Annotated in this window: 13 protein-coding genes; 10 read left to right on the top strand and 3 right to left on the bottom strand. The window is 66.9% G+C overall.

The genetic code is table 11. The features are described from left to right. The first annotated feature begins 195 nt into the window (after window positions 1–195). Both QP181_RS02140 and QP181_RS02135 read left to right on the top strand, forming a co-directional pair. The gene (locus QP181_RS02140; RefSeq protein WP_333927404.1) at window positions 196–2,223 is read left to right on the top strand and encodes a DUF2334 domain-containing protein; all 2,028 of its coding nucleotides are present in this window, start codon (window positions 196–198) and stop codon (window positions 2,221–2,223) included. Next, window positions 2,220–2,453, top strand: coding sequence for a hypothetical protein (locus tag QP181_RS02135; protein ID WP_332755092.1), 234 nt, complete (start codon window positions 2,220–2,222; stop codon window positions 2,451–2,453). The genes QP181_RS02140 and QP181_RS02135 overlap by 4 nt, the downstream gene beginning before the upstream one ends. Here QP181_RS02135 and QP181_RS02130 read toward each other — a convergent pair. Further along, window positions 2,431–3,195: a COG4705 family protein gene (locus tag QP181_RS02130; protein ID WP_333927403.1), complete on the bottom strand. Its 765-nt coding sequence runs from the start codon at window positions 3,193–3,195 to the stop codon at window positions 2,431–2,433. The genes QP181_RS02135 and QP181_RS02130 overlap by 23 nt on opposite strands. Before the next feature lie 193 nt (window positions 3,196–3,388). Here QP181_RS02130 and QP181_RS02125 point away from each other — a divergent pair, with 193 nt between their 5' ends. From QP181_RS02125 to QP181_RS02090, 8 genes are all read left to right on the top strand, one after another. Then, window positions 3,389–3,712, top strand: a complete 324-nt coding sequence (locus tag QP181_RS02125) for an RNA polymerase sigma factor (RefSeq protein ID WP_333929526.1) — start codon at window positions 3,389–3,391, stop codon at window positions 3,710–3,712. Beyond that, window positions 3,666–3,947: an RNA polymerase sigma factor gene (locus tag QP181_RS02120; protein WP_333927402.1), complete on the top strand. Its 282-nt coding sequence runs from the start codon at window positions 3,666–3,668 to the stop codon at window positions 3,945–3,947. The genes QP181_RS02125 and QP181_RS02120 overlap by 47 nt, the downstream gene beginning before the upstream one ends. A gap of 84 nt (window positions 3,948–4,031) precedes the next feature. After that, window positions 4,032–5,012 (top strand): FecR family protein, encoded by a 981-nt coding sequence (locus QP181_RS02115; RefSeq protein ID WP_333927401.1) that lies wholly within the window; start codon window positions 4,032–4,034, stop codon window positions 5,010–5,012. Further along, the gene (locus tag QP181_RS02110; RefSeq protein ID WP_333927400.1) at window positions 4,909–5,958 is read left to right on the top strand and encodes a TonB-dependent receptor plug domain-containing protein; all 1,050 of its coding nucleotides are present in this window, start codon (window positions 4,909–4,911) and stop codon (window positions 5,956–5,958) included. Before QP181_RS02115 ends, QP181_RS02110 begins: the two co-directional genes overlap by 104 nt. After that, window positions 5,955–7,274 carry a TonB-dependent receptor gene (locus QP181_RS02105; protein WP_333927399.1) on the top strand — a complete coding sequence of 440 codons (1,320 nt, stop codon included), beginning with the start codon at window positions 5,955–5,957 and terminating at the stop codon, window positions 7,272–7,274. The genes QP181_RS02110 and QP181_RS02105 overlap by 4 nt, the downstream gene beginning before the upstream one ends. Before the next feature lie 250 nt (window positions 7,275–7,524). Further along, a complete protein-coding gene (locus QP181_RS02100) occupies window positions 7,525–8,190 on the top strand; it encodes a hypothetical protein (RefSeq protein WP_333927398.1) in 666 nt (221 codons plus the stop codon). After that, complete coding sequence (locus tag QP181_RS02095; protein ID WP_333927397.1) at window positions 8,187–8,774, top strand: hypothetical protein; 588 nt, start codon at window positions 8,187–8,189, stop codon at window positions 8,772–8,774. The genes QP181_RS02100 and QP181_RS02095 overlap by 4 nt, the downstream gene beginning before the upstream one ends. After that, window positions 8,683–9,288: a glycosyltransferase gene (locus QP181_RS02090; protein WP_333927396.1), complete on the top strand. Its 606-nt coding sequence runs from the start codon at window positions 8,683–8,685 to the stop codon at window positions 9,286–9,288. The genes QP181_RS02095 and QP181_RS02090 overlap by 92 nt, the downstream gene beginning before the upstream one ends. A gap of 246 nt (window positions 9,289–9,534) precedes the next feature. Here the strand turns inward: QP181_RS02090 and QP181_RS02085 are convergent, their stop codons facing one another. Both QP181_RS02085 and QP181_RS02080 read right to left on the bottom strand, forming a co-directional pair. Next, complete coding sequence (locus QP181_RS02085) at window positions 9,535–10,422, bottom strand: glycosyltransferase family 2 protein (RefSeq protein ID WP_333927395.1); 888 nt, start codon at window positions 10,420–10,422, stop codon at window positions 9,535–9,537. Beyond that, a complete protein-coding gene (locus tag QP181_RS02080; protein WP_333927394.1) occupies window positions 10,419–12,521 on the bottom strand; it encodes an HAD-IIB family hydrolase in 2,103 nt (700 codons plus the stop codon). Before QP181_RS02080 ends, QP181_RS02085 begins: the two co-directional genes overlap by 4 nt. Between the last annotated feature and the right edge of the window lie 203 nt (window positions 12,522–12,724).

The raw sequence follows: 12,724 nt of genomic DNA, 5'->3' as shown, positions 1-12,724 counted from the left end.
GGGTCTGGGAAGTCTCGCGGGTCGCGCATCGGCGGGATGGGAGACGGGCATGCAAACCATGATCATGGCCCAACGACGCCGCCGTTCGCGGCCCCCGCAGCCGTGGCTGTCGCTGCGGTGAAATAAATTTTTGCCACACACGGCGTGAGGACTGCGGACGCAGATCCGCGGTGCCGTCCCGTCAACAGCGATGCCATGACGAACGAGAGCTATACGATGGTGCAGACCGAATTCGCCGATCCGGCCCCGTTGCGGGCGCCTCCTCCCGACAAGCGCCTGGTCGTGTCGATCCACGATGTCTCGCCAACTTTCGCGCTGCCGATCGCGATGCTCGCCGAGCGGATCGAGGCGATCCTGGGCGGGCCGCGGTTCGCGATGCTGGTGGTGCCCGATCACTGGGGCGCCGCGCGCCTCGACCAATCCCCCGCGTTCGTCCGGCGGCTGCGCGACTGGGCGGATGCGGGCGTCGAGATGTTCCTCCACGGCTGGTTCCACCGCGATTCCAGCGCACACCGCGGCGGCGCCAGCGCGTTGAAGGCGCGCTACATGACCGCGGGCGAAGGCGAGTTTCTCGGGCTCGACGCTGTCGAGGCTGAAATTCGAATGCGCGCCGGCCGCGACATGGTCGAACAGGCGATCGGCCGCTCGGTCGCCGGGTTCATCGCCCCCGCCTGGCTCTACGGTCCGGGCGCGCACGCCGCGTTGAAAGCCTGCGACTTCGCGCTCGCCGAGGATCATTTCCGTGTCTGGCAGCCGCGGACCGGCGCGATCGTCGCGCGCGGCCCTGTCGTGACCTGGGCCAGCCGTTCGCCTGCGCGCACCGCCAGTTCGCTCGCAGTCGCCGCCGCCGCGCGCGCTGCCCGACTGGATGCCGACGATGCGCGTTGCGGTCCATCCCGGCGACGTCACCAAGAAATCGCTGCTGACCAGCATCGACCGCACGCTGAGCACGCTCGCCGAACGCCGCACCGTGTCGCGCTATGCCGATCTGGTCGCCGAGCCAGTCCCGTTGGCGATGGCGGCATGAAGATCGTCGACGTCTGCGCGTTCTACACCCCGACCGGCGGCGGAGTGCGGACCTATATCGACCGGAAACTGGTCGCGCTCGCCGACCGCGGTCACGAGATCGTCGTGATCGCGCCTGGCGAGGAGGACCGCCAAGAACAGCGCGGCCCCAATGCGCGCGTCCGCTGGCTACGCTCGCCGCGCTTTCCGCTCGACCGCTCCTATCGCTATTTCGCCGATCGCGAGGCGCTGCACGCGATGCTCGACGAAGAGGATGCAGATGTCGTCGAAGTGTCGTCGCCGTGGCGCAGCGCCTCGATGGTCGCGGACTGGCGGACGCGGTCGGGATCGCACGCGCGGCTGTCGCTGATCGCGCATGCCGACCCGCTATCCGCCTATGCCTATCGCTGGTTCGGCAACGTCGCCTCGACGCAGGCGATCGATCGCGCGTTCGACTGGTATTGGCGGCATCTGCGGCGGCTCGATGCGCAGTTCGATCATATCGTCAGCGCGAGCGAAAGCCTGACGCAACGCCTGCGCGACGGCGGTCTGCGCAAAGTCACGACCGATCCGATGGGCGTCGAGCCGGGCCAGTTCTCGCCACGGCTGCGCGATCCCGAGCTACGCCGCGAGATGCTCGCGCTGTGCGGTCTCGGCGAGGATGCGCTGCTGCTGATCGGCGTCGGTCGCCATGCCCCAGAAAAACGCTGGGACATGGTCGCGCAGGCCGCTGCGATCGCGGGCACGCAGGCGCCGGTCGGGCTGCTGATCATCGGCGGCGGTGCGCGGCAACGCCGGGTGATCGACGCGATCGGCGACAATCCGCACGTCCGCCTGCTCGAACCGGTCCGCGATCGCGGCGCGCTCGCCCGCCTGATGGCGAGCGCCGACGCGCTGATCCATGGCTGCGAGGCGGAGACGTTCTGCTTCGTCGCGGCGGAGGCGATCGCGTCGGGGCTGACGCTGATCGCCCCCGACCGCGGCGGTGCGGCCGATCTCGCCTGCGCGAACGACGGCGCCCTGTATCGCTCGGGCGATGCGCAGGACGCCGCCGAGGCGATCCTGGCGGTTGCCGGCACGATCGAGACCTCGGCGCAGCGCCGCCGCCCGGTCCGGACCATGGACGATCATTTCGACGCACTGCTCGCGCTCTACGGGGCCGGCAACGACACCGCGATCGATCACACACGACGGTATCAGCAAGGAACAGGACGATGACCGCGATTGCGCCACCTGCCTTCATCATCAACGAAACGTCCCGTTTCGTCACGCCGGCGCGGACGACGCGGATCGAGCAGGACCGCGTGCTCGACACGCCGCAGACCGTGGCGGCATCCCCGTGGCGCGCGCCGCTCTTCTATCTGTCGTTCGTGGCGGCGGCCCTGCTGCTGGTCGCGGTCGCGATCATCCTGGCGTGGCGGATGATCAGCGGGTTGCGCCGAGGCTGATACGCGCACGCTGCGACGGCAGGGCCAGCACCAGTACGACGATCGCCACTGCCAGGACCGCCGACGCCAGCGGCCGGCTGAACGCGAGCCCGCCATGATCGACCGGCTTGTCGAGAAAATCGCCGACCGCCGCGCCCAGTGGACGTGTCAGGATGAATGCGCTCCAGAACAGCAGGACGCGGTCGACCGCGGTCCACGCATACAGCGCCGCAATCACCACCAGCATCGCGCCGAAGATCACCGCCGCGCCACCATAGCCCAACCCGCCGGTATCCGCGGTCCAGTCGCCCAGCGCGGTGCCGAGCGTCTGCGAAAAGGTGATCGTGATCCAGTAGAACAGTTCCGCGCGCGGTTCGTGGACGGTCTCGACCGCGACCGATCCCAGCACCGACCGCCACACCGCCAGCGACGCGACCACGCACGCGAACAGCAGCGCGGACCCGCCGGCATAGCCGATCCCGAGCGAGCGCGTCGCGAAGTCCGCCATCGTCGTGCCCGCGGTGGTCGAGGCGATGATCGTCGCCCAATATAGCAGCGGGTGATAGCGGCGCGCGGCGATCTGTCGCCAGACCAGCACGATCAGGATCGCCAGGAAGATCGCCGTGCCGATCAGATAGCCGAGGTTCATCGACATGCTGACGGTGTCGCCCGCGGTCTCGCCGAACGTGGTGGCGAGGATCTTGACGATCCAGAACCCCAGCGTCACCGCGGGCACCTTCGCCAGCGCGTCCTTGTGCGTCATGTCCTGCTCCTCTTGTGCCGGCGTATAGTGATTTTTGCCGGGTATCGCATGACTTTACGGTGCCGCAGTCTGACGCCCCGCCCCTTTCCGGGGAAGACGGTTCGGTGCGGACCACTGCGTCGGCCACCATTTCAAACGCGACTTCCGATCCGGCAAGGCGCTAGAGAGCCACCATGTTCGAACGGGGCATGACATTCGGAGCGACGTCGTAGCTGACTCGGATCCTCTTCAGCCTGCCGGTCTGTCGGCGGTACTTGCGGCGCATCGCCCGCAGCTCGTCCGGTTCTTCACCGGGCGGACGGGTAGCATCGCCGAAGCCGAGGACGTCGTGCAGGAAATCTGGCTGCACATCGCTCAGCCAATAACGGGGCCGATCGCCAATCCGCTCGCTTATCTCCACCGGATCGGCATGAACATCGTCCTCGACCGCGTGCGGGCGAACGGTCGGCGAGCGCGACGCGACAGCGGCTATGTCGAGGCAACGACGACAATTACGGGGGCTGGCCGCAGGCGCTGAGGCGATCGACGACGCGCCCTCGGCGTTCGACGCGGTCGCCGGACGCCAGCGAATAGCGCAGCTCGCCGCCGCGCTCGCCGGTCCGCCCGAGGGCGCGATGCGCGTGTTTCGCCGCCACAAGATCGACGGGTTGTCGCATGCCGAAGTCGCCGCTGAATTCGGAATCAGCCGCAGCGCCGTCGAAAAGCATATCGCAGTCGCGCTCCGCCATCTCAGAAAGGCGCTAAATGATTGATTTTCGCGCCGGACTGCGGTGGCTGGCGCGTGGTGGCGTCTATGAGGCGAGCGGGGGGCATCCGCTCGGAACGAGGGTGCCGTGATGGATGCAACGACCCAGGATCCGATCGACGCAGCGGCGACCTGGCACGCGCGGATCGATGCGCCCGACATGGACTGGGCGGGCTTCGGCGACTGGCTCGACGCCGATCCGTCGCACCGCGCCGCCTATGATTCGATCGCGCTGCTCGATGCCGAGATCGCCGCCGCGGCCCCCGCGATCGCCGCGTTGCTGCCGGCGAACGACGACGGCGTTTCCCATCATGCCCCGCCAGCGCGCTCGACCCGCTGGCGGTGGATGGCGACCGGGACCGGCGGCGCCCTCGCCGCAGGTCTGGCGTTGCTGCTCGTCGGGCCAACGTTAACCGACCCCGATAGCGGCGTGCAGACCTATGCGACCGACGCCGGTAACACCCGCGCGGTCACGCTCGCCGATGGCAGTTCGATGCGGCTCGATCGTGGGTCGCGCATGTCGGTGTCGGGCGGTACGACGCCGCTGATCGAGATCGCGGACGGCGCGGCAAGCTTTTCCGTGCGCCACGATCCGACGCGGACGTTGATCGTCCGAGCCGGCGGTTATGACATCCGCGATGTCGGCACGCGCTTTGCGGTCGTCAATGCGCAGGGGCGAATCTCGGTCGCGGTCGCCGAGGGCAGCGTCAGCGTCGGGCCGCACGTCGACGATGGCAGCACATCGACCACATTGACCGCAGGTCAGCGGCTCGACATCGATCCTGCCACCGGGGTCGCCGCACGTCGCACGGTCGCACCGACGTCGGTCGCGGACTGGACCGATGGGCGGCTGGACTATGACGGCGCGCCGTTGCCGCTGGTTGTCGCCGATATATCGCGGTATGCACGGACCCCGCTGGTGGTCGATCCGTCTGCCGCCGGGCTCGTTTTTTCCGGGGTTTTGACGATTGGCGACGGCTCGCGGCTTCTCGATCAGCTTCGCGCGGTGCTGCCGCTACGCCTGCACCGCGCTGATGGTGTCGTCCATATCGAACGCACCGGCCCACGCTGACCCCGCGCGCACCGACCCGACACGCGCGATCGTCCTGCCTGCCGGATCGCTGCGCACCGCGCTCGATGCGCTGGCCCGCCAGACCGGCATCTCGATCGGCATGGCCGGCGCGCTGCCCGATGCGCCGACCCGCAAAATCACGCGGGCCAACGACGTCGCGCAGGCGCTGAAAAGACTGCTCGCGGGAACGCATCTGCGCGCGGTCCGCGTCGATGCGACGACCTGGCGGATCGAGCCCCTGCCCCGCTCTCCCAAAACCGCGCATGCCGTCGCACCGCCGATCGTCGAGGGCGGCGACATTATCGTCACCGCCAGCAAGCGCGACGAACGCCTGTCCGACCTGCCTGCGTCGATCACCATCCTTGCCGGCCCCGCGCTCGACCGGCTCGCCGGCAAGCGCGGTTTGGTCGATCTGCTCGCGACCACCGATGGCGCCTTCTCGACCAATCTCGGCCCCGGCCGCGACCGCGTGTTCCTGCGCGGGGTCGCCGACAGTGCGTTCAACGGCACCAGCCAGTCGCTGGTCAGCCTGTATCTCGACGATGCGCGGATCGGCTATTCCTCGCCCGATCCCGATCTCCGGATGGTCGATATCGACCGTGTCGAGATTCTACGCGGACCGCAGGGCACGCTCTACGGCACCGGTGCGCTAGGCGGCGTGATCCGGATCGTCACGACCGCACCCGATCTCGACGACGTCTCGGGCAATGTCGCGGGCGAGGCGACGGGTATCAACAATGGCGCATTCGGTGGTGCGCTCGACGCCACGCTCAACCTGCCGATCGTGACCAGTACATTGGCGTTGCGTGCGTCGGGCTGGACCGAGACCATGCCCGGCTGGATCGACGACACCGGTCGCAACACGCGCAACGTCAACCGCACCGCGCGCAGCGGGGCCGCGCAGCGCTGCGGTGGGCGATCGGCGATGGTTGGACTGCGACCATGAGCGGCATCGGCCAGCGGATCGATGCGCGCGACAGCCAATATGCGACCAGCGGGCTATCGCGCGCGACGGCGATCGCCGAGCCGCAGGACAATGATTTCCTGTCCGGGTCGCTCGATATTCACGGCCCGATCGGCAGCCTCGACGCGCAGTCGACCACCTCGATTGTATCGCACGAATTCGGCAGCACCTATGATGCGAGCGTCATGGCCGCTGCGCTCGGCACGACCGCACCGGTCGCCTATGTCGAGGACCGCGCGATCCGGCTGGTGACGCAGGAGGTCCGGCTGAGCGATCCGACCGCACGCCACCCCTGGATCGTCGGCGCGTCGATCCTGCATGCGACCACCCGCCTGAAAGGCCGCTTCGAATCCGACGCCAGCACGGTTATCGCGCGCGACGACAAGGAGGCGGTGTTCGAAGCGGCGATGTTCGCCGAGGGCACGCAACGTCTGTCGTCGACGCTCGACCTGAAGATCGGTCTGCGCGGCTTCGTGACGGTGAACGACATCGAACAGCAAGGTCCCGACGACCAGAGCACCACCAAGCTGGGCGTCACGCCGAGCGGCACACTCAGCTGGCACCGCGACGACGTCGGACTGATCTGGCTACGCTATGCCAGCGCGATCCGTCCCGCCGGTGTCACCCGGGCATCGATCAGCACCGAGCAACGCATCCCCGGCGATGAGTTGCAGAGCATCGAGATGGGGTGGCGCATCCACGGCCTCGACGATCGGCTCAGTCTCAGCGGGGCGATCTTCGGATCGTTCTGGGAGCATCTTCGCAGCGACGTCGTCGGATCTGATGGGTTGTTCGGCACGGTCGATGCGGGGAATGCCACGAACTACGGCGTCGAGTTCGGCGGGCGGTTCGACGCGCGGCCCTACACGATCGACTTCGGCACTACGATCCAGCGCGCGCGACTGACATCACCCGCCGACGATCGCGCGTACGATCGCGCCGGGCAGGACGATCGTCGCCTGCCGGTCGTGCCCGATTATTCCGCGCGGCTGGGGATCACGCGGCGGTTCTCGCTGATCGGGATGCCGGCGAGCGGGTATGTCACAGCGCGGTATATCGGCCAGACGCGGTTGAGCTTCGATCCCCTGCTCGATCGGCCGGCAGGCGATTATGCCACGATCGGCGCGGGCGCGACGCTCGACGACGGACCACGACACTGGTCGGTCGCGATCGACAATCTCCTCGATGGACGCGGCAATAGTTTCGGGTTCGGCAATCCCTTCACGCTGGCAACGACCACGCAGACCGTTCCGATCCGACCGCGGGCGGTCACGCTGAGACTCGCGATCGGGCTTTAGCCACGGCGCCCCCGCGCGATGCATCCCGCGCGGCGACTAAACGATGTCATTGTACGTTACCCGACGCGGGGCTAGCGGCATGCTGCCATGTCGATATCGCCCCCATCGCCCGCCAAGTCCTTGAACTGGTTGCAGCCCTTGCCGGGCCTGCAGAATCCTGCGGCGTGGCGACGTACCGATCACGCGCGTCCAGATCTATGGCCAGCGGTGCAGCGGGACCAACCTCGTCACGCGCGCGATCGAGGCGAACATGCCCGGCGTCGAGATCACCGAGGCGTTCGGGTTCAAGCATTGGTTCGTACCGCCGCAGACGCTGTTCGTGAAGGATACGCTGGTGCTGGTCGTGGCGCGCGATGCGTATGACTGGGCGCGCAGTCTCCACCGCCAGCCCTGGCATGCGCACCCCGAGCTGAAGGCCAAGCCCTTCGACGCGTTCATCCGCAGCGACTGGCACAGCTATTGGGACGATCATTTCGGGCATATCGAGCCCGGCCATCCGATGCATGGCGACGAGATGCTGCACGAACGCGATCCCGAGACCGGCGAACGCTTTGCCAATTGCATTGCCAAGCGGACCGCCAAGCTGCGCCATTGGTCGTCGCTGACCAACCGCGCGCACAACGTCGCGCTGCTCGGCTATGACGCGTTCGCGCGCGATCCGGCGGCATTCGTGAGCGCGTTGGCGGCGGCAGCAGGCTTGGCGCACCATCCACAGTTCGTGCCGATCACCAGCTACAAGGGACAAGGCTACGCGCCCTATGTGCCGACAGCCTATCCCGATCTCGCAGCAGCGGATGCGGCGCATATCGCCGCCTGGCTCGATCCCGAGATCGAGGCGGCGTTCGGCTTGAGCGCCGACTATGCTGATCGACATCAATCGCCTTCGCGCGTGGCTCCGGTACAGCAATCGGCATGAGCCAGCCGATCACGTTCTTCATCCATCACCAGGGCCGCGGCCATGCGAACCGCGCGATGGCGATCATCCGCGAACTGCCGCCCGAGCGCATGGTGACGATCCTGACCGCCAAACCGTCGCTGTTCGACGGGTTCGAGCGGCCGATCGCGATCGCGGCGCTGCCCGACATGATCGGCGCGCCCGTGCCGACCCCGGGGCTGTTCGCACAGGCCACGCCCGAGGTGATGCACTGCGTCCCGCTCGGGGTGACGAAGACGCGGGCGACGATGCGGACGATCATCGACCATCTCGACGACGTCGATCCGGCGCTGTTCGTGGTCGACGTCTCCGCAGAGATCGCGTTGCTCGCGCGAGATCGCCAGCGTCCCGGCGATCAGCATCCGGATGCACGGCGACCGGCTCGATCCCGGGCATCTCGGCGCCTATCAGGCGAGTGTCGGCCTGCTCGCGCCGTTCGGCGAAGCGCTCGAGCAAGGCGACACACCAGGCTGGGTGCGCGCGAAGACATGCTACGCGGGCGGCCTTTGCACGACGGTCGATCCGGTCCCGACCAAGGCCGAAGCGCGTGCGAAACTCGGGCTTGATCCGAACCAGGAGATTATCGTCGTACTCACCGGCGGCGGCGGCGCGGGCACGCCCTATGCGCCGCTGACGATGGCGGCGCGGGCGGTGCCGGATGCGCTGTGGCTGGTGCTGGGGCCGGTCCACCGCGAGGGACACGAAACCGATTTCGGCAATCTCGTCGAGCTCGGCTGGGTACCGGGCGTGACCGACCACATCGCCGCGGCGGACGTGGTGATCGCGTCGGCGGGCGACAACACGGTGCACGAGATCGCGCGCGTGGGGCGGCCTTATGTTTGCGCGCCCGAATGGCGGTATTTCGGTGAGCAGACGCGCAAGGCAGAGCGACTTGCGGAACTGGGTGCGGCGGTTGCGCTTCCAGCGTGGCCAGGCGCGCTGGCACCATGGCGCGGGATCCTCGATGCGGCCAAGGCACTCGATCCGGCGGCCCTTGCCGAACTTTACGACGACGACGCGGCGAAGGTCGCGGCGGAGTATCTGGAAGGGCTGGCGGTTTCGCTGTGGGCGACGGGATAAGCACATTCCGGTCCCGCCCCGTCGGGGAGGATCGAAAGTGGGACGCCTTCCAGCCCTTCGCTATATTCGTCATCCCAGCGAAAGCTGGGATCTCATCAAGGGGCTCCCGCCGGCTGTCTCACGAGACTCCCCGGCGTTCCCTGGGGTAATGAAATTGGGGACATGCCGGAAAGCGGAAGAGGCGTAGCGGGAACAGGACAGGCAGAGGCAGCATAGGCTAATGTCGGCAAAGAGAGCATTCACCACCTACACACGTAAAGTCGGGCAGGCACCTGGCCTCAGCTGAACAGCGTCTCCGGTGGCATCTTCGAAGCAATCATTTCCGCCTCGGTCGGCTGGCGCAAGACCGTTATCGTATCCGCATCCCACGCGATCAAACCGTTCTCGGCGAACTGGCCAAGCCAATATTGCATGCACCATCGCCCCCATGTCGCCCGAAACAACCGCGCATTGCGGATGATCGCGTCGAAATGCTGGTAGGCCGGCGTGTGGACGATGTGGTGCTGATGATACGCGCGCGCCTCCAACCCACCACATTGCGACGCCCGCGCGCTCCAGTCGTGCGGCGAAGTCCGTCTCCTCCCCGCCATAGCCGACATAGCGTTCGTCCATCCCCCCGGCTCGCGTCCAGTCCGCGGCGGAAATCCCAAACGACAAGCCCCAGAGTTCGCCATGCGTGGGTGTCGGACGGATCTCGCCGAGAGCGATCGGCGGCTTGTCGGGGTGGCGCTTGCCGATCCGGTCAAGCGCAACGAAATCGATACCGTCCGTGATCGCGCCAGCGGGAAGATACAGAACCTCTCCCAACCGAATGCCGCCAGGCTCGGATCCCGTCTCGACATAGCGTTCGACCAGGGTCGGTGACGGCACGCAATCGACGTCGAGGAAGATAAGTTGCTTGCCTGATGCGGCCGCCGCCGCACGATTGCGTGCCGCGGCAAGCGGCATCGCGTCGCCTGATACGAACACCTCCCGGATCGGAAAGTCGGTCGAGGGTAGATCGATATGCGCCGCTGGCTGCATATAGGCGATCACCAGTTCGTCGGGCTTGCGCCGCGACGCGTTCAACCCGGCAATCAGGTTCGCCAGATGCGCGCGACGCCCGCGGACGAGCGTGAGAACGCTGACGCTCACGAGGCCTGCTTCCGTGCCGCGGTGAGCGACTCCGACTGTTCGGCCGCGGCGCGGAAATACGCCACGCCTTCGATCACCCCGCGCGCATGATGGCCGACCGCGACATAGCCATGCGCGAGGTCGGCGCGCGTGCCGAGGCCATCCGAGTAATTGCCGACGATGATCGCGTGGCGCGACGAGCGCAGCATCTCGATATCGTTGCCGCTGTCGCCCGCGACGATCACCTGACGCGGTTCGAGGCCGAGGCGGCGGCGGACATGCTCGACCGCCGTCCCCTTCGATGCTGCGTGCGGTAGCACGTCGAGATAGCGGCCGTGGCTCTGGATGATCGAGCAGCTATGGCCGTGTTCCGCCAGTAGCGCGCGGACGCGTTCGGCCGCCGCCACGTCGCCGTCAGCGAAATAGCTGAGCTTGAACCGGCGTTGCTCGAGCGGGCTTTGCGGAGTCAGTCCGGCGTGTTGGCCGATCAGCGCGGCAACCGCGTCGCGATCCCATCCAGCGGCGATGATCCCGTCCCATTCGGTGTCACGGTCGTATACCGCACCGCGCACCGTCCGGTAATAGATCTCCGAGCCGACCGACGTAATCAGGATCTCGGGGCGTGGCGCGTCGTGCTGGCCGAGCACCGCCATCGCGCTGTGAAAGCTGCGCCCGGTGGCGATCGCGAACGCAACGTCAGTCTGCGCCGCATGCCACGCTGCGAAATCGCCGACGCCTTGCGCGCAACCGATCAGCGTCCCGTCGATGTCCGAAACCAGCAACAACGCCGGGTCGCGCTCAGCGAGCGGAACCGCGGAGGCGCCGACGACCTCCTCGAGCAGGCCCACGTAAAGCTGTACGTGGCGGTCCCAGTCATACGCCCGGATCGCGACCGACCCCGCCGCTGAATAGCGCGACCAGAGTGCAGGATCGTCGAGGATTTTGAGGATCGCATCGGTAATCGCGGTCGACGAGCGCGGATCCACGAGGATGCCGTTGCCGCACGTCTCGACGATGTCGTTCGGACCACCGCTGTCGGTCGCAACCACCGGCAGCCCGCTGGCCGCCGCTTCGAGCAAGGTGAGCCCGAACGGTTCGTTGAGTGCCGGGTTGACGAAGATGCCGCGTCGGGTCCGTGCATGCGCATACACCGCAGCGATATCGTCGGGGCGGTGGTGCTTGGGATACGCGACCTTGCCGTACAGGTCGTAGCGATCAATCAACTGGAGCAGTTCGGCGATGTTGTCGCGGATCTCGGGCTCGAGCGTCGCGCTGTCGTCGCGCGTGCCAGCCAGGATCACGAGGTTCGCTGCGGCCTGCAAGGCAGGCGACCGGCCATAAGCGTGAACGAGCGCGGCAAGGTTCTTCTTGGTCACCGGTCGCGCGATCGCGAGGATCACCGGTTTGGAAGGGTCGTCGAGGAACCGGTCGATCAACGCGTCGACGCGTGCGTCGGTGCGGCAGTTGGCAAACTGTTTCAGGTCGCTGCCGGGCGCGAATACGCGAATCCGACCGGGATCATAGGCAGCATAATCGGCATACTGGACCTCGGCCTCGTCGCGCGAGGAGGCAATAATCGCGGCGGCACCCGCGATCGCCTCTTCCTCGATCGCGATGCGCCGATCTAGCCCGGCGGTCTCCGCACAGTCGCGGTCGAACGCGGCCAACTTTACGCGACCCAGCGAGTGCGCGGTGAAGACGTAAGGAATGCCGGTGCGCGCCGAAACACGCGCTGCGATCAGCCCTGCATCGGCGTAGTGTGCGTGCATGACGTCGGGTGTGCGGTCGAGCGTGGCGATATGCGCGACGAGGGCCTCGACCAGGCTGTCATGCTCGGTCCACAGGTCTTCCTTGACCAGATACGCATCCGATGCGGTCGGCAGGCGGACGATCCGCGTGGTGCCGTCGATCGTCTCGATCGGTTCGGCATAGCATTCGGCATACGCCATATGACGGAAGGCGCGGGTGACGATTTCCATCCGGTCGATCGCCGGATTTCGACCGCTGGCAGCGACGAGATCGAGCAGATAGCGGATATGCCCGCCGGTATCCGCGGTGAGTCCGTATTCGACGTCGGTTGCGCGTAGACACCCCTGTAACGCGATATGTAGTACGAACACCCTTCCCCGTTCATCTGGAATTCACACAAGGAACCCCCGCGGGGTTGCCGAGTTCCGGGCAGATGAAACGCGAAACCCTTGAATTGACGCAGATTAATACATTCTGTTTGGTACGCCGGTCGCCGTGCGACAACGCATCGTGAGGATTGCTCTACTTACCTGGGCGTATCCCCCTGAAAAGAGCGGACTTACGCGCGCCGCGC

It is taken from the genome of Sphingomonas sp. LR55 (genome assembly GCF_036856015.1).
In the GTDB taxonomy this organism is placed as follows: Bacteria; Pseudomonadota; Alphaproteobacteria; order Sphingomonadales; family Sphingomonadaceae; genus Sphingomonas.
This window is presented reverse-complemented; position numbering and strand designations above follow the sequence as displayed.